Here is a 23236-nt window from a genome sequence, read left to right as displayed (position 1 = left end):
TTAGGGTACGTACTAACTAATCGGATATTTAACAATAAATCATCTGCTTTGCTATCTACAATTGTAGAGAAAATGGTAAACGTATGGGAGTGTTTCATATGTCAGAACAATATACAACTGGAGTGGTTGTAACAGGGAAAGTGACTGGGATTCAAGATTACGGGGCATTTGTAGCGTTAGATGCAGAAACACAAGGGCTTGTGCATATATCTGAAATTACAAATGGATATGTAAAGGATATTCATGACTTTTTAAAAATCGGCGATACAGTAGAAGTAAAAGTACTTTCAATTGATGAAGAACACAGAAAAATGAGTTTATCGTTAAAAGCGGCGAGAAGAAAACAAGGGCGGATTCTTATACCGAATCCATCTGAGAACGGATTTAATACGCTGCGAGAAAAGCTAACCGAATGGATTGAAGAGTCCGAGTTAACAAAGTAAAAGAGGAGCGCATATGAGCGTTCCTCTTTTACTTTATCTTATGATATATATTTGCAAATATGATTGCATGCAATCATATTCGTATGTCGGAGGTGAAGTAAGGACATACTGACTAGCGAATTTCGTTCGTTTCTGGGTGAGTGCCAAGATTTTCTGATGGTTTAAAGAGTAAACCAAGATTGATAAGCCCAGAAATACCAACGATGCCGTAAATAATACGGGAAAGAGCTGAATTTTGTCCACCGAAAATGGCTGCCACTAAGTCAAACTGGAAGAACCCGATTAGTCCCCAGTTCACAGCGCCAATTACAGTAAAGACTAATGCGATACGTTGCAGAGTACTCATGAAAAAGCCCCCCTTAATTGTGAAGCATGAGCAAGCGATGAGTTAATTAACTCCTTTATAGAATGGCGTAGTTATGTTGTTTTTATACATAAAAAATATAAGAAAAAGGATGTATATACATCTATACCGAAAAATGCGAATTTTTATGCAAAAAATGAACTTTTTCTAAAAAATATATATTGGTTACGTTTACAATGGTTGAATCGCTTGATTTACAACTTCAGTTTCGCTAAAGTGAATACAGAAATACATATACATTATTGGAGGGAAAAAGATGAGTACACATGTAACGTTCGACTATTCTAAAGCGTTATCCTTCATCGGTGAACATGAAATCACTTATTTACGTGATGCAGTGAAAGTAACACATCATGCAATCCACGAAAAAACTGGAGCTGGGAACGATTTCCTTGGGTGGGTAGACCTTCCGCTTCAATATGACAAAGAAGAATTTGCGCGCATTCAAAAATGCGCAGAAAAAATTAAAAATGACTCTGACATTTTACTTGTTGTAGGTATCGGTGGTTCTTACCTAGGAGCACGTGCAGCAATCGAAATGTTAAACCATTCTTTCTACAACACGCTATCTAAAGAACAACGTAAAACTCCACAAGTGCTATTTGTTGGACAAAACATTAGCTCCACTTACATGAAAGATTTAATGGACGTATTAGAAGGTAAAGACTTCTCTATTAACGTTATTTCCAAATCAGGTACAACAACAGAGCCGGCACTAGCATTCCGTATTTTCCGTAAGTTATTAGAAGAAAAGTATGGAAAAGAAGAAGCTCGTAAACGTATTTATGCAACGACAGATAAAGCACGTGGTGCATTAAAAACATTAGCTGATAATGAAGGTTACGAAACATTCGTTATTCCAGATGATGTTGGAGGACGTTTCTCTGTATTAACGCCAGTTGGTTTATTACCAATCGCAGTAAGTGGCTTAAATATTGAAGAGATGATGAAAGGTGCAGCTGCTGGTCATGGTGACTTCGGTGCATCAGAACTAGAAGAAAACCCAGCTTACCAATACGCAGTAGTTCGTAACGCTTTATACAATAAAGGAAAAACAATTGAAATGCTTGTTAACTATGAGCCAGCACTTCAATACTTCTCTGAATGGTGGAAACAGTTATTTGGCGAAAGTGAAGGAAAAGATCAAAAAGGTATTTTCCCATCTTCAGCAAACTTCTCAACTGACTTACACTCATTAGGTCAATACGTTCAAGAAGGTCGTCGTGACTTATTCGAAACAGTTCTGAAAGTAGGTAAATCTACACATGAACTAACAATCGAATCAGAAGAAAACGATTTAGATGGATTAAACTACCTTGCTGGTGAAACTGTAGACTTCGTAAACACGAAAGCATACGAAGGTACATTACTTGCGCATAGCGATGGTGGCGTACCAAACTTAATCGTAAATATCCCTGAATTAAATGAGTACACATTCGGTTACCTTGTATACTTCTTCGAAAAGGCATGTGCGATGAGCGGCTACTTATTAGGCGTAAATCCATTTGACCAACCAGGAGTAGAAGCATACAAGAAAAACATGTTTGCTTTACTTGGTAAACCAGGATTTGAAGAGTTAAAAGCAGAATTAGAAGAGCGTTTAAAATAATAAAAAGCGACCGGATTCCGGTCGCTTTTTATTATTTTATCGAAAAGTCCATCGGTATATTCAAACTAGAGTGGGTATGCTAAAGAAAAAGTCTAGGAGGGATGGGCTTGATTCCGATTCAATCAAATTTAGAAGGACGTACATATGCGTTATATAAGTTAGAAGAGATAATGAAGCCACTTGGGTATAACATTGGTGGCAATTGGGATTACGATAAAGGATGCTTTGATTACAAAATCGATGAAGAAGATGGATATCAATTTCTGCGAGTGCCATTTACAGCAGTGAATGGCGAATTAGATGTGCCTGGTGTAATAGTCCGTCTTGGAACGCCTTATATTCTTTCGCACGTATATCAAGACGAACTAGATGATCACGTAAATACTTTAACGGCTGGAACGAGTGGAATGGATCAATTTGCTGAGCCGAAAGATCCAGATGGAGATGTGAAAAGAAAATATATCAATATTGGGAAAGTGCTCATGCAGGAACTAGAAAAACATTTTCTTAATGGTGAATAACAATGAGTATGTCGCTTTCAATGAGAACAAAGGAATGGACTGGATTAATCATATATTGTTCGTCGCGTTTTATACCTAGTAAGAGAATATTTTGCTTTAAAAGAGTATAGCTACAATTTGCAAAAGTTTGTCCAGTGCAGGAAGGATAAAGCTCCATCAGTTGAAATTTGTTATCAGAGATTTCATCGTAAAGTGAGAATAGTACGCCTGAAATGGAAGGGAATAAAAGAGAAGCGGTAAATACGTAGCTCGTTAATTTATTTCCTTCTATAATTTCTGATACACCAGCTCTAGTTGCATTTTGTATTTGTTCAGAAGTAAGAAGTTCAGCGATGCAGTGAATGTTTGGATTAAGACCTTTTGCAGTTAAAATATTTAAAATGGACTGTGTATCTGCTAAGCTTTCATTTTTTTCTTTATCAGCTGTTATTAATATAGTGTGAGCCGTTGTAATATTAGCTTTTAATAAAGTTTGATCGTGATGCGGGCAACCCTTTATAAATTCTAAATGATGAAATGGTTTTGGAAGTAAAGAAAGTGTTTCATCAATTAAAACGATATCAAGGTTCGGTTGTAAGATGTGCATTTGTTTTACAACATGTTTTGCCCGTTCATTCCAACCCACGATAATCATATGACCGTTAGAGGTAGCGGCTTCTTCTCCTTTAATTTTCATATATTGTTTATTAATCATATCAGTGGCGAACAGAACCATATAATAAGAACAAAAACCGGTTCCAAATAAAATAATACCCATACCGATAAGTTTGCCTATTAGTGTATGCGGGGCAAAGTCACCATAGCCAACGGTGAAAATGGTAACGATTGACCACCAAACTCCATCAAACCATGTGGTGAAGTGCGATGGCTCTAATCTATGTATAAGGAAGCCAGAAAAAGCAGTAAGTACAACAATAAAGCAAACTAAACGAAAAATAATGGAATCACGAAATGTATCTACTAAATTTGGACGGGATTTCAAACTCTTATTCCTCCTTACTTTGCAGGGCTACATTCATTGTTACCATTATAGAAAAAAGAAAAACTCTCTAATTTAAAAGAGAGTTTGTTTTACATTACATACTTTCTAATTCAGTTTGTTGGACACTTTCAAGATGCTGGAGGGCGTAGTAAACATCAGCAGTATGCCTTTTTTGATCGATGGATAATTTCAAATGTAAATAGTGAGAGCCATTCTCCAATGTTTTGAGCTTCATATTCTTAACTTTTATATCCATTTCTTTTATTTCTTCAATTACAATTGGGATATTGTCCATATTTCGCACAACAAGTTTTACTGCGATATCACGTTGACGAAATGATCTCGGTCCTACAAATTTCATTGCTAATGGTATAAGTTCAACGCTAATCATAAGGAAACACATTCCGAAAATCGCTTCGATATAGAATCCAGCCCCAACAGCAATACCAATACCAGAAGCACCCCAAATCATAGCAGCAGTCGTTAGTCCTGCAATGCTATCGTTTCCTCTTCGTAAAATAACACCGGCACCTAAAAAACCGATTCCTGATACAATTTGAGCGGCAAGTCGAAGTGGATCCATATTCATATGATCGGTATGTGGTAAATTGTAAGCCGCTTTAATAGAAACAATCGTCAGGAGGCAACTAATGATAGAAATAACTAAACAAGTTTTTAAACCAAGTGGTTTTCGTTTTAATTCGCGCTCTAAACCGATAGCGAACCCTAAAATAGCCGAGAGACCTAGTTTGATTAATAAATCGGCATAGTCCATATATATTCCTCCTTGTATGATATGGTATATAAATAAAACATTTATTATAGAAAGAAATGCTTTTGATAGAGTTACTTTATATAGAATATATGTAGGAATTATTTATACATGAAAGAGATATTTCGTTTAAGTATATGATATTAACAAAGAAATTAGGGTGATCTAAAAAAAGTTTATAAAAGGTGTTGCATTTCGAATTTCACCATGATATATTAATAACCGTCGCTGATGCGGAAACGCAGAAAACGACAAAAAAGAAATTGAAAAACTTAGTTGACATCGAAAAACGAAGATGTTAACATAAGGAAGTCGCAAATGAGCGACCAAGTAGTTCTTTGAAAACTGAACGAAACAAACAACGTGAAACGTCAATTTTTATTTTTAGATGCTAGACAAACTAACTTTATTGGAGAGTTTGATCCTGGCTCAGGATGAACGCTGGCGGCGTGCCTAATACATGCAAGTCGAGCGAATGGATTGAGAGCTTGCTCTCAAGAAGTTAGCGGCGGACGGGTGAGTAACACGTGGGTAACCTGCCCATAAGACTGGGATAACTCCGGGAAACCGGGGCTAATACCGGATAACATTTTGAACTGCATGGTTCGAAATTGAAAGGCGGCTTCGGCTGTCACTTATGGATGGACCCGCGTCGCATTAGCTAGTTGGTGAGGTAACGGCTCACCAAGGCAACGATGCGTAGCCGACCTGAGAGGGTGATCGGCCACACTGGGACTGAGACACGGCCCAGACTCCTACGGGAGGCAGCAGTAGGGAATCTTCCGCAATGGACGAAAGTCTGACGGAGCAACGCCGCGTGAGTGATGAAGGCTTTCGGGTCGTAAAACTCTGTTGTTAGGGAAGAACAAGTGCTAGTTGAATAAGCTGGCACCTTGACGGTACCTAACCAGAAAGCCACGGCTAACTACGTGCCAGCAGCCGCGGTAATACGTAGGTGGCAAGCGTTATCCGGAATTATTGGGCGTAAAGCGCGCGCAGGTGGTTTCTTAAGTCTGATGTGAAAGCTCACGGCTCAACCGTGGAGGGTCATTGGAAACTGGGAGACTTGAGTGCAGAAGAGGAAAGTGGAATTCCATGTGTAGCGGTGAAATGCGTAGAGATATGGAGGAACACCAGTGGCGAAGGCGACTTTCTGGTCTGTAACTGACACTGAGGCGCGAAAGCGTGGGGAGCAAACAGGATTAGATACCCTGGTAGTCCACGCCGTAAACGATGAGTGCTAAGTGTTAGAGGGTTTCCGCCCTTTAGTGCTGAAGTTAACGCATTAAGCACTCCGCCTGGGGAGTACGGCCGCAAGGCTGAAACTCAAAGGAATTGACGGGGGCCCGCACAAGCGGTGGAGCATGTGGTTTAATTCGAAGCAACGCGAAGAACCTTACCAGGTCTTGACATCCTCTGAAAACCCTAGAGATAGGGCTTCTCCTTCGGGAGCAGAGTGACAGGTGGTGCATGGTTGTCGTCAGCTCGTGTCGTGAGATGTTGGGTTAAGTCCCGCAACGAGCGCAACCCTTGATCTTAGTTGCCATCATTAAGTTGGGCACTCTAAGGTGACTGCCGGTGACAAACCGGAGGAAGGTGGGGATGACGTCAAATCATCATGCCCCTTATGACCTGGGCTACACACGTGCTACAATGGACGGTACAAAGAGCTGCAAGACCGCGAGGTGGAGCTAATCTCATAAAACCGTTCTCAGTTCGGATTGTAGGCTGCAACTCGCCTACATGAAGCTGGAATCGCTAGTAATCGCGGATCAGCATGCCGCGGTGAATACGTTCCCGGGCCTTGTACACACCGCCCGTCACACCACGAGAGTTTGTAACACCCGAAGTCGGTGGGGTAACCTTTATGGAGCCAGCCGCCTAAGGTGGGACAGATGATTGGGGTGAAGTCGTAACAAGGTAGCCGTATCGGAAGGTGCGGCTGGATCACCTCCTTTCTATGGAGAATTGATGAACGCTGTTCATCAATATAAGTTTCCGTGTTTCGTTTTGTTCAGTTTTGAGAGAACTATCTCTCATATATAAATGTATGTTCTTTGAAAACTAGATAACAGTGTAGCTCATATTTTTTTTAATTTTAGTTTGGTTAAGTTAGAAAGGGCGCACGGTGGATGCCTTGACACTAGGAGTCGATGAAGGACGGGACTAACGCCGATATGCTTCGGGGAGCTGTAAGTAAGCTTTGATCCGAAGATTTCCGAATGGGGAAACCCACCATACGTAATGGTATGGTATCCTTACCTGAATACATAGGGTAAGGAAGACAGACCCAGGGAACTGAAACATCTAAGTACCTGGAGGAAGAGAAAGCAAATGCGATTTCCTGAGTAGCGGCGAGCGAAACGGAACATAGCCCAAACCAAGAGGCTTGCCTCTTGGGGTTGTAGGACATTCTATACGGAGTTACAAAGGAACGAGGTAGACGAAGCGACCTGGAAAGGTCCGTCGTAGAGGGTAACAACCCCGTAGTCGAAACTTCGTTCTCTCTTGAATGTATCCTGAGTACGGCGGAACACGTGAAATTCCGTCGGAATCTGGGAGGACCATCTCCCAAGGCTAAATACTCCCTAGTGATCGATAGTGAACCAGTACCGTGAGGGAAAGGTGAAAAGCACCCCGGAAGGGGAGTGAAAGAGATCCTGAAACCGTGTGCCTACAAATAGTCAGAGCCCGTTAATGGGTGATGGCGTGCCTTTTGTAGAATGAACCGGCGAGTTACGATCCCGTGCGAGGTTAAGCTGAAGAGGCGGAGCCGCAGCGAAAGCGAGTCTGAATAGGGCGTTTAGTACGTGGTCGTAGACCCGAAACCAGGTGATCTACCCATGTCCAGGGTGAAGTTCAGGTAACACTGAATGGAGGCCCGAACCCACGCACGTTGAAAAGTGCGGGGATGAGGTGTGGGTAGCGGAGAAATTCCAATCGAACCTGGAGATAGCTGGTTCTCCCCGAAATAGCTTTAGGGCTAGCCTTAAGTGTAAGAGTCTTGGAGGTAGAGCACTGATTGAACTAGGGGTCCTCATCGGATTACCGAATTCAGTCAAACTCCGAATGCCAATGACTTATCCTTAGGAGTCAGACTGCGAGTGATAAGATCCGTAGTCAAGAGGGAAACAGCCCAGATCGCCAGCTAAGGTCCCAAAGTGTGTATTAAGTGGAAAAGGATGTGGAGTTGCTTAGACAACTAGGATGTTGGCTTAGAAGCAGCCACCATTTAAAGAGTGCGTAATAGCTCACTAGTCGAGTGACTCTGCGCCGAAAATGTACCGGGGCTAAATACACCACCGAAGCTGCGAATTGATACCAATGGTATCAGTGGTAGGGGAGCGTTCTAAGTGCAGTGAAGTCAGACCGGAAGGACTGGTGGAGCGCTTAGAAGTGAGAATGCCGGTATGAGTAGCGAAAGACGGGTGAGAATCCCGTCCACCGAATGCCTAAGGTTTCCTGAGGAAGGCTCGTCCGCTCAGGGTTAGTCAGGACCTAAGCCGAGGCCGACAGGCGTAGGCGATGGACAACAGGTTGATATTCCTGTACCACCTCTTTATCGTTTGAGCAATGGAGGGACGCAGAAGGATAGAAGAAGCGTGCGATTGGTTGTGCACGTCCAAGCAGTTAGGCTGATAAGTAGGCAAATCCGCTTATCGCGTATGCTGAGCTGTGATGGGGAAGCTCCTTATGGAGCGAAGTCTTTGATTCCCCGCTGCCAAGAAAAGCTTCTAGCGAGATAAAAGGTGCCTGTACCGCAAACCGACACAGGTAGGCGAGGAGAGAATCCTAAGGTGTGCGAGAGAACTCTGGTTAAGGAACTCGGCAAAATGACCCCGTAACTTCGGGAGAAGGGGTGCTTTCTTAACGGAAAGCCGCAGTGAATAGGCCCAAGCGACTGTTTAGCAAAAACACAGGTCTCTGCGAAGCCGTAAGGCGAAGTATAGGGGCTGACACCTGCCCGGTGCTGGAAGGTTAAGGAGAGGGGTTAGCGTAAGCGAAGCTCTGAACTGAAGCCCCAGTAAACGGCGGCCGTAACTATAACGGTCCTAAGGTAGCGAAATTCCTTGTCGGGTAAGTTCCGACCCGCACGAAAGGTGTAACGATTTGGGCACTGTCTCAACCAGAGACTCGGTGAAATTATAGTACCTGTGAAGATGCAGGTTACCCGCGACAGGACGGAAAGACCCCGTGGAGCTTTACTGTAGCCTGATATTGAATTTTGGTACAGTTTGTACAGGATAGGCGGGAGCCATTGAAACCGGAGCGCTAGCTTCGGTGGAGGCGCTGGTGGGATACCGCCCTGACTGTATTGAAATTCTAACCTACGGGTCTTATCGACCCGGGAGACAGTGTCAGGTGGGCAGTTTGACTGGGGCGGTCGCCTCCTAAAGTGTAACGGAGGCGCCCAAAGGTTCCCTCAGAATGGTTGGAAATCATTCGTAGAGTGCAAAGGCATAAGGGAGCTTGACTGCGAGACCTACAAGTCGAGCAGGGACGAAAGTCGGGCTTAGTGATCCGGTGGTTCCGCATGGAAGGGCCATCGCTCAACGGATAAAAGCTACCCCGGGGATAACAGGCTTATCTCCCCCAAGAGTCCACATCGACGGGGAGGTTTGGCACCTCGATGTCGGCTCATCGCATCCTGGGGCTGTAGTCGGTCCCAAGGGTTGGGCTGTTCGCCCATTAAAGCGGTACGCGAGCTGGGTTCAGAACGTCGTGAGACAGTTCGGTCCCTATCCGTCGTGGGCGTAGGAAATTTGAGAGGAGCTGTCCTTAGTACGAGAGGACCGGGATGGACGCACCGCTGGTGTACCAGTTGTTCTGCCAAGGGCATAGCTGGGTAGCTATGTGCGGAAGGGATAAGTGCTGAAAGCATCTAAGCATGAAGCCCCCCTCAAGATGAGATTTCCCATAGCGTAAGCTAGTAAGATCCCTGAAAGATGATCAGGTTGATAGGTTCGAGGTGGAAGCATGGTGACATGTGGAGCTGACGAATACTAATAGATCGAGGACTTAACCATATAATATGAAGCAATGTTATCTAGTTTTGAAAGAATATAAAAAACTTGTTGACTTTAAAAGTTAAATAAGTTATGATGATTCTTGTCTTAAATGAATACAGTCTGGTAATGATGGCAGAGAGGTCACACCCGTTCCCATACCGAACACGGAAGTTAAGCTCTCTAGCGCCGATGGTAGTTGGGACCTTGTCCCTGTGAGAGTAGGACGTTGCCAGGCAAATGGAGGATTAGCTCAGCTGGGAGAGCACCTGCCTTACAAGCAGGGGGTCGGCGGTTCGATCCCGTCATCCTCCACCATTTAGCCGACTTAGCTCAATTGGTAGAGCAACTGACTTGTAATCAGTAGGTTGGGGGTTCAAGTCCTCTAGTCGGCACCAGAAAATCATGGCGGTTGTGGCGAAGTGGTTAACGCACCGGATTGTGGCTCCGGCATTCGTGGGTTCGATTCCCATCAGTCGCCCCATTTTTTCTTTGAATAATTAATATGCGGGTGTGGCGGAATTGGCAGACGCACTAGACTTAGGATCTAGCGCCTTTGGCGTGGGGGTTCGACTCCCTTCACCCGCACTTTTAATAAAATAACTCATACATGTCTTGCGGAAGTAGTTCAGTGGTAGAATACAACCTTGCCAAGGTTGGGGTCGCGGGTTCGAATCCCGTCTTCCGCTCCAATTTTCAATATGACATGCCGGGGTGGCGGAACAGGCAGACGCACAGGACTTAAAATCCTGCGGTGGGTGACCACCGTGCGGGTTCGACCCCCGCCCTCGGCACCATATGCGCCCGTAGCTCAATTGGATAGAGCGTTTGACTACGGATCAAGAGGTTAGGGGTTCGACTCCTCTCGGGCGCGCTTTTATTAACGGGAAGTGGCTCAGCTTGGTAGAGCACCTGGTTTGGGACCAGGGGGTCGCAGGTTCAAATCCTGTCTTCCCGATTTTCCAAAAACACGGGGCCTTAGCTCAGCTGGGAGAGCGCCTGCCTTGCACGCAGGAGGTCAGCGGTTCGATCCCGCTAGGCTCCACTTATTTAAATTTCATTTATGGCGGTGTAGCTCAGCTGGCTAGAGCGTACGGTTCATACCCGTGAGGTCGGGGGTTCGATCCCCTCCGCCGCTACCATAAAGGACCTTTAGCTCAGCTGGTTAGAGCAGACGGCTCATAACCGTCCGGTCGTAGGTTCGAGTCCTACAAGGTCCACCACTAAAGCTTTATATCTCGGAGGTATACCCAAGTTCGGCTGAAGGGATCGGTCTTGAAAACCGACAGGCGGCGAGAGTCGCGCGGGGGTTCGAATCCCTCTACCTCCTCCATTTTTTCTAAATTAAATATTTTATCATCGCGGGGTGGAGCAGCACGGTAGCTCGTCGGGCTCATAACCCGAAGGTCGCAGGTTCAAATCCTGTCCCCGCAACCAAATGGTCCCGTGGTGTAGTGGTTAACATGCCTGCCTGTCACGCAGGAGATCGCCGGTTCGACCCCGGTCGGGACCGCCATTTTTTTACATAAAGGCTCGGTAGCTCAGTCGGTAGAGCAGAGGACTGAAAATCCTCGTGTCGGCGGTTCGATTCCGTCCCGAGCCACCATTTTGAAGTCGCAAGCCGACTTAGCTCAACTGGTAGAGCAACTGACTTGTAATCAGTAGGTTGGGGGTTCAAGTCCTCTAGTCGGCACCACTTTCAAAATGAGCCATTAGCTCAGTTGGTAGAGCATCTGACTTTTAATCAGAGGGTCGAAGGTTCGAATCCTTCATGGCTCACCATTTACAATTTAATGCGGGTGTAGTTTAGTGGTAAAACAAGAGCCTTCCAAGCTCTGGTCGAGAGTTCGATTCTCTTCACCCGCTTTTCAATTATGGGCCTATAGCTCAGCTGGTTAGAGCGCACGCCTGATAAGCGTGAGGTCGATGGTTCGAGTCCATTTAGGCCCACCATAATTATTCCGCAGTAGCTCAGTGGTAGAGCTATCGGCTGTTAACCGATCGGTCGTAGGTTCGAGTCCTACCTGCGGAGCCATATTATAGAGAAGTACCCAAGTGGCTCAAGGGGCTCCCCTGCTAAGGGAGTAGATCGCGAACGCGGTGCGAGGGTTCGAATCCCTTCTTCTCTGCCAGAATTGGCCCGTTGGTCAAGTGGTTAAGACACCGCCCTTTCACGGCGGTAACACGGGTTCGAATCCCGTACGGGTCATACTAAAAGAGATAGCATAATCTGCTATCTCTTTTTTGTTGTGTAAAAGTGGACTTTAGATAGTATGCTTTTTTATGCAATAGAAGAAATATGAAGTATTCGCTGTTGCAGTGGGGTATATAGAGAGCCGTAAATACAATCATGTTGTTTATTTGGACCTGTATGAATATGAAGGAACTATCTATCTAACAAATGATACTCAAGTTGAACTTTTACCCCAGCTGTATGGCTGTAGCCTCCTACACTTGGAGAAACCGATGAAAATACATCCGGGAGCTACCGCGGAAAATAAATAGTATAAATAGAAAAAAGCTGTCTTTCAATAGGTGACCTACTGGAGACAGCTTTTTTATGTTGTCATTATTGTCGAGTTTTGTCGGTAAGTCGATATTCCTTGTCGAATCGTTGATATATTTTGAGTTACGGTAGATATATTCTAAAAATCGTTGATATATGAAAATAATCGCCGATATAATTTCACTTACCGACAAAAACGTAAGAAAAACCCTTTCACAATCTAAAGAAAACGCCTCCATTGAAATGGATTCCACACCTATTCCATCAACTTTACACCCTATGTGAAAAAGTTCACAAATAGGTCATAATTTGTGAAGTAATTCACAATAATACGTGCTACAATATGAATGTAAAGAAGTTAAACAACATTAAATTAGTATTTTAATTAATTACTTAAACAATCATAAAAAAATATATGTGAACAATAGAGAGGGGAAATTACCATGAAAAAAGGTATCAATCGTGTAGTATTAGTAGGAACAGGAGCTGTAGGTTGTAGTTATGCTTACTCAATGATCAACCAAGGTGTAGCTGAAGAATTCGTACTTGTAGATGTTAATGAAGCAAAAGCAGAAGGGGAAGCAATGGACTTAAGCCATGCGGTACCATTCTCTCCATCACCAACAAAAGTTTGGAGCGGTAGCTATGCAGATTGTAAAGATGCAGATTTAGTAGTTATCACTGCTGGATTACCACAAAAGCCAGGTGAAACTCGTTTAGACTTAGTTGAGAAAAATACAAAGATCTTTAAACAAATCGTTCGCGGCATTATGGATAGCGGATTCGATGGAATTTTCTTAATCGCTACAAACCCAGTTGATATTTTAACTTACGTAACTTGGAAAGAATCTGGTTTACCAAAAGAGCGCGTAATCGGTTCTGGTACTACTTTAGACTCTGCTCGTTTCCGTTACATGTTAGGTGACTACTTAAATGTAGATCCACGTAACGTTCATGCTTACATCGTTGGTGAACACGGTGACACTGAACTTCCAGTATGGAGCCACGCTACTATCGGTGTACAAAAACTAGAAACAATCTTAGCTAACAACGAACAGTACAAACAAGAAGACTTAGATAAAATCTTCGAAAACGTACGTGATGCAGCTTACCATATCATCGAGCGTAAAGGTGCAACTTACTACGGAATCGGTATGTCACTACTTCGTGTAACTAAAGCAATCTTAAGCAACGAGAACAGCGTATTAACTGTATCTGCATACCTTGAAGGACAATATGGTGAGAAAGATGCTTTCGTAGGTGTTCCAGCTGTTATTAACCGCGACGGTGTACGTGAAATCGTAGAACTTGAGTTAAATGAAGAAGAAAAAGCGAAATTTGCTCATTCTGTAAAAGTATTAAAAGAAACAATGGCACCAGTACTATAATAATCGCTAAATAATTCAGAGGCGGGAAACTGCTTCCTACCTCTGAATTTTTATATAATTTAATATAAATTCCTTTTCCGGTTTCCCTTGTATATCCCCAATATACCCCTTTTGCTGGATAAGGGTCGTTTATAGAAAAGAGCACTCTACTTTATATAGAGTGCTCTTTATTATTATTTTTTAGGTGTTAATCCTAATTTCTTTAAAATATCTGCCAGTGTACCGCTTTTTGATTTTTCCACAGGTGTTTGTGATTTAGACGCATCCGGACCTTTTTTCAAGAAGTTCTTTTCAACGAAGCGAATATCTTTTTCGTCGATAATACCATCTTTGTTGAGGTCTCCGTCTTTTACAGATACTCCTTTTTTACCATAGTTGCTAGCGATAATTTCAGCATCTTTTATATCAATTACTTTATCTCCATTTACATCACCGGCAAGATTTTCATCAGGTCGTGCATAATAATATTGACCAAGCAGCTTACCATTTTTTTCAGTACCTAGTTTTGTAATTAGTCGGCTTGTTAAATGTCCTGGAACCTCCACGTATAAGTTATAATCACGTTTATTAACAGGAAGTCCATTCAATTTGAAGTAACCGTATTTATCAAGTGAGCCTTCAAACTTATGACGGTAAGAATCCGTTGCATATACTTTTACACCAAGCTTTGTATAATCGAATTTCTCATCTAAATATCCACGTTCATTTAAGAATGCACCAGGTTTAATATTTCCTTCTACTTTTGAGTTTAAAGACATAACTGAGAATGTTTGATCTTGAAGTACACGCATTCTGTTTGGCTCTGATTCACCTTGTTTCCAGTAAACGAACACTGGTAAATCTAATTGAGCATTTGCTTCATAAAACTCATCATTTTCTACCTTGAAAGTTACATCAATGAACGGGAAGTCACCATCTAATCCGGCGAAGTTTTTATCATCGATAGCTCCGCCTACTATAACAGAACCTTCTTCTAGTTTCGGTTCATTCACTTTTGCGGTTACCCCTTTTTCAGAAAGGAGTTTTTCAAAAGCAGGATTCAATTTCGCATTTGCAAATTTGAAGTTCTTCTCTAGGAATTTTACGTTAAATTCTCCAGATACAAATTGTTTCACATGTTTGGCGTTTAGTGTCACAGTGAACTCATCATCTTTATATAATTCTTTTTTATCATAACTAGCTTTCGCATATTGAGCACCTTGCGGAATAAACCAATAGTTATTTACACCGCTTGGATAGTCAGGACCTGCAGTTGCATAATCGAAAATATATACGCCTGTGTTCATTGGTCCTTCTACTTTAAAGGATTCAGGAGTAATGCCAACTTTAAAGTCACCATTTGCATTAATAGGTAAAAACTTATGCAAGTATGGAGAATAGTCATAGTACATAACGCCATTCGCTTCTTGCGTAATGTTTAACCCTTTTCCTTTTAAGTAGTCAACGTTCGAATCATACACATTACCTTTAATCCATAGTGCCTTTTTACCGTCTTCTACTGTATAGTTTTCTTCATTTAATTCATAAATACCAGGTTTTAATCCAGTTAATTTCACTTCTGGTGGTGTATTATCAATTACGACATAATCACCTTTCACACGCGCCTTTCCGGCTTTATCATAGCCAACAAACTCAATTGTGTAATCTCCTTCTGGTAAGTTAATTTTCTCATCACCAATTGGCTTCGCAGGATCATTTGTAAAAGGATACACTTTTCCGTTAAAGAATGAATCTAAGTAGTAATACACATCAGTTTTTAGTCCACTTGTGTTTAATGTTCCGATGAAACCGAGCGCTTTATTTGTTTTTGAATCTTTCACGATAAGATCTAACGTTTCAAGTTCGCTGTTTAATTGGAATGCCCCGTGAACATATGATTCACCGTATGGATTAAATTTAGATGTATCAGTTGAAATTGCTTTTCTTGATAATATCGCATTTTCAATACCAGGTTCTGAAACGCGAATAGAAAATGGAATTTGATACGTTTCTTCTTTGTTTTTCGTGTTTGTAATATGAATATATCCTTCATATCGGCCTTGCTTTGCACCAGCAGGAATATTAATTTTTGCTTCAATTTCATCTGATTTACCAGCATCAATCGTAATTGTTTCAGAAGTAGAAATTTTTACACCGTTTGCGGTAGCGTCGTTAATAGCAGAAGAAGCTGGTGTATAAGAAATTTCTGTTTTAAATTCTTTCTTTTCTTGTTTATTGCGGTTTTCAATTTTAATTTTTCGTGTTTGTTCAATTGATTCCCCGTCTTTTTGATAGTATTTACCGAATGCAATGGATCCAGTTTCTTCTGGTACTTCAATCACTTCATCATTGACAATTGTTTTTGTCGTATCTAACACTTTAAAACTTGTTTCCGTGTGAACAGAGTTATAAGCATCTACTCGTCCAGCTCCCACTTCATATACGGAATACTTTTCTTTTAAATCATCAGCTGTGTTCATAAGAGATGCCTTTACATCGAATGGAGAGTATTCTGGGTGTTCTTGCAAAATAAGAGCAGCAACGCCAGCGATATGAGGAGATGCCATGGATGTTCCTTGCATACGTTCATAGGAAACATCGTAGTTTTCACCTTCTTGCGGGTCGTTAATATATTCAGGTACTGTTGAAAGTACCGCAACACCAGGCGCTGTAATATCAGGTTTAATATCATCATTTGATGTAACAGGGCCGCGTGAGCTAAAGTCTGCAAGATGATCGCCTTCTGTTTGAGTGTAATTGATTTCATCGAAAGTTAAGGATGTGCTGCCTTGTTCGATTTGAGCTTTTAGTTTTTCTCCATCTTCTTTCGTTAGGCGGAATGCTGGAATGTATTTTGTGCTTTCGCCAATGTAATAAGGAATTTCTCCATCCACATTGTTATAAATAATAACTGCTTTTGCACCAGCTTGTTTCGCATTTGCGATTTTTTCATCAAACGAGATTGTACCACGTGCAACGAGAGCGATTTTTCCTTTTACATCTTTTTTACTAAACTCGTCAGGAGTACCGATTCCTACAGATTCAATAGGGAGAGATTGTCCTTTGAAATCCTCTATTTTATCAGTGAAGTTTTTGCCGAATAAAATTAGGTTAGGGAATTGTAATTGCCCAGCATGACCTGATAGTTTCGGCAAGGAAATAGAGCTATCACTTGCTCCAACTGTAATAGCAAATGGAGAAGCACCAGGTGATCCGAGTGTTGATGGATTTGGGCCAGAGTTCCCGGCAGCAACGACTGTAACAACGCCCGAAAGCATTGCGTTATTGACAGCGATAGACGTTGGATCAAGCGGGTTGTTGCTATCGTCACCTAACGATAAGTTAATGACGTTCATACCGTCAGAAATAGATTTATCGATTGCAGCAATAATACCAGAACTATCGCCGCTTCCATAAGGACCGAGTACACGATAGTTATACAGTTCAATGTCAGGTGCAACACCTTTTACTGCGGAATCTGATTTGTTTTTCTTTTGAGCAGAAACGATACCTGCTACGTGAGTACCATGCGCAGTATAGAAGGAAGAACCACGATCATCAAATTCAGGAACGCCAGATTGTTGCCACTCTGTATAAGTTGTTTCCATCGGATCTGCATCGTTATTAATAAAGTCCCAACCTTTTACGGAGTTTGGGTCTACCTTACTAGAATCTTCACCCGGTTTTGCACGATAGCCTTTATACACGTCTTTTAAGTCAGGGTGATTATAATCAATACCTGTATCTAATACACCAACTTTAATTCCTTTTCCGGTAATGCCCTCGCTATGTAACTTATCTACCCCAATTTGCGGAATGCTATCTGTTAGTTTTTGAGGTGCTTTCTGCTCCGCTTGTTTTGGTAAATTTAATTTCACTTCGTAATCTTTCCAAATACGTTTTACAACGCCAATTCGTAACAATTCTTCCACTGTATTTGCAGGTAATGTTAGCGCAACCCCATTTATCGCATGTTTATACGAACGTTTAATTTGTACAGACTGGAAATTTCCTGATTTTACTGATGGGCTGAATTGATGAAGACGTTTTAGTCCTTTTTGGAATTCTTCATGTTCTTGATCAATACGTGCTTTTATGTTTTCAGGAGCAGCTTGTAACCCTTTTTCTTTTTGTTTTAATTCATTAATCTTTACTGGAGCAGTTTGAAATTCTACAATGATATTTACTGGTTCAGAACTACTCGTATTAATATCTGGCGAAATAGTAAAACCAGGATTGGCATCTAACGATTGTAATGCCTGGCGCTGTTCTTTAGAAAGTTTTGATAGTAAAGACTGGGCGTTTGAAGAGTCAATTTGGTTAATAGGATTTTCAGCAAGTACATTGAACGGAAGGGCAGTTGAAAATAGAACGCCAGCCGTCACAATTCCGGTAACAAAACGATTTTTCTTTTTCATGTATAGGCCTCCGATAATTTATATTTTAAAAATTATTTCTCCACGCCTGGTGTTTGCTCTGCATGGAATGTCCAGTTTAGTTGTAAGGAATCACCCTGGAATTTATTTTGATCTTGGTCGTTGTCTTCAAAGGAGAAGAGAACGTGTAAATAATCTGTTTCACCAGACTTAATACCGTCTATTAAGTTATGACGTTCTAGAGAAGTAGCTACATCCTCAGGTTTCATAGTTTTTAATTCTGATAATTTTGTTTCCCACAAAATTTCATGATCATCGTTTGGATTAGATGGCTTTCCATCATTCACTAAAAATTTAACGATGATGTGATCGCCTAAATCTTCACCATCATTATTTTTCTTTACATCTGTAACTTCATAGGATGTTTCAAGTGCTACTTTTGCAATATGCAATGTTCCTTTATTTTCAAGCTTGAAATTTTTTTCAATAAAATCACTAGGTTTTAAATCTTTCACATCAACGATTACACTTGGATTAATAGAAAGGTCTAGTGTTCCCGCTTGAAATGAATTATTCGATGTTTCAGAATCACTGAAATAGGCGAATACACCGCCGAATGTAAGGGATAAGCCAAGTGAAGCTGTGACAACTCCCATTCCAACCTTTTGTTTTAATGACATAAGAAAGCCCCCTAATTTAATTTTTTATCAAACTTTCGCCTGGAGTATGGATAGAGTAAACATAGTGTTTCAGTAGGAATTATATTCGCGATAGTTCAATGTTCTTTATTGAGAACAAGTATATGCTTATAAATTTTCCATTTCAATAAAATTGTGACAAAAAATGTTGAGAAACATTTTTTTATGACAGATTATTTTGTTACGATTTTGAGTGATAACTAGCGAGTAAAATAGGATCAATCTAATGAAATCAAGGTTGAGAAATAAATAATAGGATGAAAGACTATTGGGAAATGAAGCGTTTGCAATGAATATTCGTCAAAATTCGATATTTTACACAGTAAATTTGAATATTTTAAGTAAAATCAAAGAAAAAACGAATATTTTTTAAAAAATAACAAGGATATTTCAGTTTTTCGCAGAAATGATAAAGAGTAAAAAATTTCTGTCATCTTAGTGAGGTGAACATATTGGATGTAATAAATTGTGAAGAAGTGAAACGAGATGAGTTTCATACAGAAAAGTACTATGACAGTTATAACATCTTTGGGGCACATATTGTGACGGAAGATGGGATGCGAGGTGTACGATTCACAGTATGGGCTCCTCATGCGAAAGCAATGAGTGTTGTTGGAGATTTTAATGAATGGGATTATGAGCAACATAAGATGCTACAAGTGACAGAAGAGGGGATTTGGTCCTTGTTTGTACCGCATATTGAAGAGAATGAGATTTATAAGTATGCGATTGAAACGATGGATGGTGACGTTATTTTAAAAGCAGATCCTTACGCAGTATATGCAGAAGTAAGACCAAATACGGCATCTGTAGTTTTTGATATAGAGGGATATGAATGGAATGATAAAAACTGGATTCGTAAGAGAAAGAAAAAATCGATTTATAAAGAAGCGATGACAGTTTATGAATTACATTTCGGTTCTTGGAAAAAGAAAGAAGATGGCGCTCTGTATTCTTATAGAGAAATGGCCGAGGAGCTCATTCCGTATGTGGTGGAACATCAATTTACACATATCGAAATTATGCCGCTTGTTGAGCATCCATATGATCGTTCTTGGGGATATCAAGGGACGGGATATTATGCAGCGACAAGTAGATTCGGAACGCCATATGATTTGATGTATTTTGTCGATGAATGTCATAAATATGGAATCGGTGTCATTTTAGATTGGGTGCCGGGGCATTTTTGTAAAGATGCTCACGGTTTATATTTGTTTGATGGGACACCGACGTATGAATATAAAGATATAGATGTACAAGAAAACCTAGTATGGGGAACTGTTAATTTTGATTTAGGGAAGAGGGAAGTACGTAATTTCTTAATTTCAAATGCGTTATTTTGGATGAAGTATTTCCACATTGACGGTTTCAGGGTGGATGCAGTTGCGAATATGTTGTACTGGAATAAAGAAGGACAAGAGCAAAGTAATGAGCACGCTGTTTCATTTTTACGAGAGTTAAATGAAGCGGTGTTTGCAGAAGATGAAGATTTTCTTATGACAGCAGAAGATTCAACAGCTTGGCCACTTGTAACAGCTCCAACGTATGAAGGTGGGCTTGGGTTCAATTACAAATGGAATATGGGCTGGATGAATGATGTGCTGAAATATATGGAGTGTGCGCCTGAGTATAGGAAGTATATTCATGAGAAAATGACGTTCTCTTTAATATATGCTTACTCTGAAAATTTCATATTACCGCTTTCTCATGATGAAGTCGTTCATGGGAAAAAGTCGTTATTAAATAAAATGCCAGGAGATTACTGGGATAAGTTTGCTCAACTTCGTTTATTATATGGATATTTCTTTACTCACCCAGGTAAGAAATTACTTTTCATGGGTGGAGAATTCGGGCAGTTTGATGAGTGGAAAGACCTTGAAGATTTAGATTGGAATTTACATGATTTTGAAATGCATCGTTATATGCATGATTACTTTAAAGAGCTCATAGCATTGTATAAGCGCTCCAAACCACTTTGGCAGCTTGATCATTCACCTGAAGGATTTCAGTGGATAGATGCTAATAATCATGAGCAAAGTATTTTCTCGTTTATCCGCCAAGGGGATAAACAAGAAGATGCGTTAGTTGTCGTATGTAATTTTACGAAAGCTACATATGAAAACTATAAAGTAGGTTTGCCAGATTTCGAGTATTATAACGAGATTTTAAACAGTGACGCTGAGCAATATGGCGGCTCGGGGCAAGTGAATAAGAAACGTCTCAAGACGATTCAAGAACCGTATCATAATCAAGCGGCACATGTAGAAATTACAATTCCACCATTTGGCGTATCCATATTACGACCAGTGAAGACGAGAAAGGGGAGCAAAAAACAAGATGGCTCAAAAGCAAAAGTGCGTAGCAATGTTACTAGCAGGGGGAAAAGGTAGTCGATTAAGTGCATTAACAAAAAATTTAGCCAAGCCAGCTGTTCCATTTGGTGGTAAATATCGCATTATTGATTTTACGCTAAGTAACTGTGCGAATTCTGGTATTGAAACGGTTGGGATTTTGACGCAATATCAACCACTCGAACTTCATAATTATATCGGAATCGGCAATGCTTGGGATTTAGACCGAGTAAGCGGTGGAGTCACAGTGTTACCTCCTTATGCGGAGTCTTCAGGTGTGAAGTGGTACACAGGTACAGCCAGTGCCATTTATCAAAACTTAAACTATTTAAGTCAGTATGAACCAGAGTATGTTCTGATTTTATCAGGCGACCATATTTATAAAATGGATTACAGTAAAATGCTAGATTACCATATTGAGAAAGAAGCGGACGTTTCGATTTCTGTTATTGAAGTGCCGTGGGATGAAGCGAGTCGTTTCGGTATTATGAATACGAACGAAGAGATGGAGATTGTTGAATTTGAAGAGAAACCGCAATTTCCAAGAAGTAATCTTGCATCAATGGGAATTTATATTTTTAACTGGGCAATTTTGAAAGAGTATTTAGAGATGGATGCAAGAAATCCTGAATCTAGTAATGATTTCGGAAAAGATGTACTTCCGCTTTTATTAGATGAAGGGAAAAAGCTGATGGCGTATCCGTTTGAAGGATATTGGAAAGATGTTGGAACGGTGAAAAGCTTATGGGAAGCGAATATGGATTTACTTCGCGATGAAACATCGCTGAATTTAAACGATCGTAATTGGCGTATTTATTCTGTAAATCCAAATGAGCCACCTCAATATATTGCAGAAAAGGCAAAAGTAGAAGAATCACTTATTAACGAAGGATGCGTCATTGAAGGGGACGTGAAGCATTCTGTATTATTCCAAGGAGTGACGGTGGAAGAAGGTAGTATGGTTATTGATTCTGTCGTTATGCCAGGAGCGAAGATTGGTAAAAATGTTGTAATTGAAAGAGCCATCGTTGGATCGGAAATGGTTATTGAAGATGGAACAATTATTCGTCCAGAAAAAAATGTTGACGATGTAGTACTAATTGCTGAAGGGAAATAGAAAAGGGGGATGAAATGAATGGGAGAAAAAATGTTAGGAATTATTAATGCAACGGGAAGTTTTCCTTCCTTAAAGAAAGTAACAGGGCATCGTTCATTAGCGGCGTTACCGTTTGGGGGCCGTTACCGACTCATTGATTTCATGCTTTCAAATATGGTGAATTCTAATATTCATAGTGTAGCGGTTTTTACAAGTCATAAAAACCGTTCACTAATGGACCATGTTGGTTCAGGAAAACAGTGGGATTTAGATAGAAAAAGAGACGGACTGTTTTTATTCCCGCCAAATTGCCAATGTGACCAAGATGAATTTGGATCTTTTGCACATTTTAGAAGACATATTGATTATTTTTTAAGAGCTAGAGAAGAATACGTTGTTATTACGAATAGCCATCTCGTAACGGCGTTAAATTTTCAAGCGGTGTTAGAGCGACATATACATACGGCAGCTAATATTACTGAAGTTTGCCATGAAGGGGTTTCGCTTCAAACATACGTGTTAAAGAAACAATTATTGTTAGATTTATTTGAGACATATAAAGATGTGGAGCAATACAGTTTATTTGATGTAGTGAGAGAAAAGCGCGGAAAATCACTGCATATTGCTACGTATGAGCATACAGGATATGTAGCTATTATTGATTCGATTGAAAGTTACTATAAACATAGCTTAGAAATTTTGCAGCCTGATATTTGGAAGCAATTATTTAAGAAAGAAGCACCGATCTTTACGAAAGTAAAAGATGAACCACCAACTCGTTACCTGAAGGGTGCAGCGGTGAAAAATACAATGATTGCAAACGGCAGTATTATTGAAGGAGAAGTAGAAAATAGTGTTATCTCCCGTTCTGTTAAAATTGGAAAAGGTTCAATTGTTCGTAATAGCATTATTATGCAAAAGAGCAAAATTGGAGATAACTGTATAATAGACGGTGTTATTATTGATAAAGACGTGAAAATTGGTGACGGTGTAGTACTAAAAGGAAACGCCGATGAGCCATATGTTGTAGAAAAAGGAAGCATTCAAAACAGTACGATTAATAGTTATTCTTAAAAGAATCAGTGGGGGTTTTTCCTCCACTGATTAAAGCATTCATTCAAATGAAAACTCGAAGGGAGGAAGCT

The 23236-nt window shown here is 40.8% G+C and carries 12 protein-coding genes, 22 tRNA genes, 3 rRNA genes and 1 pseudogene; 32 read left to right on the top strand and 6 right to left on the bottom strand.

Going from position 1 to position 23236, the window contains the following annotated elements; translation table 11 throughout:
- The first annotated feature begins 98 nt into the window (after positions 1-98).
- On the top strand, positions 99-443 hold the full coding sequence (yugI, locus tag QCI41_RS15110; RefSeq protein WP_000003761.1) for a S1 domain-containing post-transcriptional regulator GSP13: 345 nt from the start codon (positions 99-101) through the stop codon (positions 441-443).
- A gap of 112 nt (positions 444-555) precedes the next feature.
- On the opposite strand, the gene QCI41_RS15105 is transcribed toward yugI, so the two are convergent.
- The gene (locus QCI41_RS15105) at positions 556-789 is read right to left on the bottom strand and encodes a DUF378 domain-containing protein (RefSeq protein WP_000105789.1); all 234 of its coding nucleotides are present in this window, start codon (positions 787-789) and stop codon (positions 556-558) included.
- 274 nt (positions 790-1063) lie between these two features.
- Between QCI41_RS15105 and QCI41_RS15100 the strand changes: the two genes are divergently transcribed.
- A complete protein-coding gene (locus tag QCI41_RS15100; protein WP_353837182.1) occupies positions 1064-2416 on the top strand; it encodes a glucose-6-phosphate isomerase in 1353 nt (450 codons plus the stop codon).
- Between the two features lie 107 nt (positions 2417-2523).
- On the top strand, positions 2524-2937 hold the full coding sequence (locus QCI41_RS15095; protein WP_000612330.1) for a YugN-like family protein: 414 nt from the start codon (positions 2524-2526) through the stop codon (positions 2935-2937).
- Here the strand turns inward: QCI41_RS15095 and QCI41_RS15090 are convergent.
- Positions 2924-3919, bottom strand: a complete 996-nt coding sequence (locus QCI41_RS15090; RefSeq protein ID WP_046953603.1) for a potassium channel family protein — start codon at positions 3917-3919, stop codon at positions 2924-2926. The genes QCI41_RS15095 and QCI41_RS15090 overlap by 14 nt on opposite strands.
- A 94-nt stretch (positions 3920-4013) precedes the next feature.
- Positions 4014-4694: an MgtC/SapB family protein gene (locus tag QCI41_RS15085; protein WP_000384160.1), complete on the bottom strand. Its 681-nt coding sequence runs from the start codon at positions 4692-4694 to the stop codon at positions 4014-4016.
- Positions 4695-5097: 403 nt separating this feature from the next.
- On the opposite strand from QCI41_RS15085, the gene QCI41_RS15080 reads away from it, so the two are divergent.
- The 25 genes from QCI41_RS15080 (at position 5098) to QCI41_RS14960 (ending at position 11906) form a co-directional block, all read left to right on the top strand.
- Positions 5098-6649, top strand: a 16S ribosomal RNA gene (locus QCI41_RS15080).
- Positions 6650-6796: 147 nt separating this feature from the next.
- Positions 6797-9718 (top strand): 23S ribosomal RNA (locus QCI41_RS15075).
- 101 nt (positions 9719-9819) lie between these two features.
- Positions 9820-9935 (top strand): 5S ribosomal RNA (gene rrf / locus QCI41_RS15070).
- Together the 16S, 23S and 5S rRNA genes with 22 tRNA genes alongside form the textbook arrangement of a ribosomal RNA operon.
- A 4-nt stretch (positions 9936-9939) precedes the next feature.
- Positions 9940-10015, top strand: a tRNA-Val gene (locus QCI41_RS15065).
- A gap of 4 nt (positions 10016-10019) precedes the next feature.
- A tRNA-Thr gene (locus QCI41_RS15060) sits at positions 10020-10095 on the top strand.
- 10 nt (positions 10096-10105) lie between these two features.
- Positions 10106-10181 (top strand) — tRNA-His (locus QCI41_RS15055).
- A gap of 23 nt (positions 10182-10204) precedes the next feature.
- Positions 10205-10285: transfer RNA gene (locus QCI41_RS15050), tRNA-Leu, on the top strand.
- 29 nt (positions 10286-10314) lie between these two features.
- A tRNA-Gly gene (locus QCI41_RS15045) sits at positions 10315-10389 on the top strand.
- A 16-nt stretch (positions 10390-10405) separates the two neighbouring features.
- A tRNA-Leu gene (locus QCI41_RS15040) sits at positions 10406-10494 on the top strand.
- Positions 10495-10497: 3 nt separating this feature from the next.
- Positions 10498-10571: transfer RNA gene (locus QCI41_RS15035), tRNA-Arg, on the top strand.
- Between the two features lie 10 nt (positions 10572-10581).
- A tRNA-Pro gene (locus tag QCI41_RS15030) sits at positions 10582-10655 on the top strand.
- 14 nt (positions 10656-10669) lie between these two features.
- Positions 10670-10742 (top strand) — tRNA-Ala (locus QCI41_RS15025).
- A gap of 20 nt (positions 10743-10762) precedes the next feature.
- Positions 10763-10839 (top strand) — tRNA-Met (locus QCI41_RS15020).
- 4 nt (positions 10840-10843) lie between these two features.
- Positions 10844-10920, top strand: a tRNA-Ile gene (locus tag QCI41_RS15015).
- A gap of 17 nt (positions 10921-10937) precedes the next feature.
- Positions 10938-11030: transfer RNA gene (locus QCI41_RS15010), tRNA-Ser, on the top strand.
- A gap of 27 nt (positions 11031-11057) precedes the next feature.
- Positions 11058-11134, top strand: a tRNA-Met gene (locus tag QCI41_RS15005).
- Between the two features lie 3 nt (positions 11135-11137).
- A tRNA-Asp gene (locus tag QCI41_RS15000) sits at positions 11138-11213 on the top strand.
- Positions 11214-11227: 14 nt separating this feature from the next.
- Positions 11228-11303, top strand: a tRNA-Phe gene (locus QCI41_RS14995).
- Positions 11304-11317: 14 nt separating this feature from the next.
- A tRNA-Thr gene (locus QCI41_RS14990) sits at positions 11318-11393 on the top strand.
- A gap of 10 nt (positions 11394-11403) precedes the next feature.
- Positions 11404-11479 (top strand) — tRNA-Lys (locus QCI41_RS14985).
- 13 nt (positions 11480-11492) lie between these two features.
- Positions 11493-11563: transfer RNA gene (locus QCI41_RS14980), tRNA-Gly, on the top strand.
- 10 nt (positions 11564-11573) lie between these two features.
- A tRNA-Ile gene (locus QCI41_RS14975) sits at positions 11574-11650 on the top strand.
- Between the two features lie 7 nt (positions 11651-11657).
- Positions 11658-11732: transfer RNA gene (locus tag QCI41_RS14970), tRNA-Asn, on the top strand.
- Positions 11733-11738: 6 nt separating this feature from the next.
- A tRNA-Ser gene (locus QCI41_RS14965) sits at positions 11739-11829 on the top strand.
- A 5-nt stretch (positions 11830-11834) separates the two neighbouring features.
- Positions 11835-11906: transfer RNA gene (locus tag QCI41_RS14960), tRNA-Glu, on the top strand.
- A 111-nt stretch (positions 11907-12017) separates the two neighbouring features.
- On the opposite strand, the pseudogene QCI41_RS30695 reads toward QCI41_RS14960, so the two are convergent.
- Positions 12018-12182, bottom strand: a pseudogene (locus tag QCI41_RS30695) (IS4 family transposase); the annotation flags it as partial.
- Positions 12183-12646: 464 nt separating this feature from the next.
- Between QCI41_RS30695 and QCI41_RS14955 the strand changes: the two are divergent.
- The gene (locus QCI41_RS14955; protein WP_353837183.1) at positions 12647-13591 is read left to right on the top strand and encodes an L-lactate dehydrogenase; all 945 of its coding nucleotides are present in this window, start codon (positions 12647-12649) and stop codon (positions 13589-13591) included.
- Positions 13592-13764: 173 nt separating this feature from the next.
- Here the strand turns inward: QCI41_RS14955 and QCI41_RS14950 are convergent, their stop codons facing one another.
- Both QCI41_RS14950 and QCI41_RS14945 read right to left on the bottom strand, forming a co-directional pair.
- Positions 13765-17988 carry a S8 family serine peptidase gene (locus QCI41_RS14950; RefSeq protein ID WP_353837184.1) on the bottom strand — a complete coding sequence of 1408 codons (4224 nt, stop codon included), beginning with the start codon at positions 17986-17988 and terminating at the stop codon, positions 13765-13767.
- Between the two features lie 32 nt (positions 17989-18020).
- Positions 18021-18626 (bottom strand): TasA family protein, encoded by a 606-nt coding sequence (locus tag QCI41_RS14945; protein ID WP_353837185.1) that lies wholly within the window; start codon positions 18624-18626, stop codon positions 18021-18023.
- A 470-nt stretch (positions 18627-19096) separates the two neighbouring features.
- On the opposite strand from QCI41_RS14945, the gene glgB reads away from it, so the two are divergent.
- From glgB to glgD, 3 genes are read left to right on the top strand one after another with little or no spacing between them, the layout of a single operon-like run.
- Positions 19097-21034, top strand: a complete 1938-nt coding sequence (gene glgB, locus QCI41_RS14940) for a 1,4-alpha-glucan branching protein GlgB (protein ID WP_353837186.1) — start codon at positions 19097-19099, stop codon at positions 21032-21034.
- Positions 20982-22112, top strand: coding sequence for a glucose-1-phosphate adenylyltransferase (gene glgC / locus QCI41_RS14935; RefSeq protein ID WP_000057613.1), 1131 nt, complete (start codon positions 20982-20984; stop codon positions 22110-22112). The genes glgB and glgC overlap by 53 nt, the downstream gene beginning before the upstream one ends.
- 18 nt (positions 22113-22130) lie before the next feature.
- On the top strand, positions 22131-23165 hold the full coding sequence (gene glgD, locus QCI41_RS14930) for a glucose-1-phosphate adenylyltransferase subunit GlgD (RefSeq protein WP_353837187.1): 1035 nt from the start codon (positions 22131-22133) through the stop codon (positions 23163-23165).
- The last annotated feature ends 71 nt before the right edge of the window (positions 23166-23236 follow it).

The organism is Bacillus cereus group sp. MG4 (assembly GCF_040460055.1).
Lineage (GTDB): Bacteria > Bacillota > Bacilli > Bacillales > Bacillaceae_G > Bacillus_A > Bacillus_A wiedmannii.
This window is presented reverse-complemented; position numbering and strand designations above follow the sequence as displayed.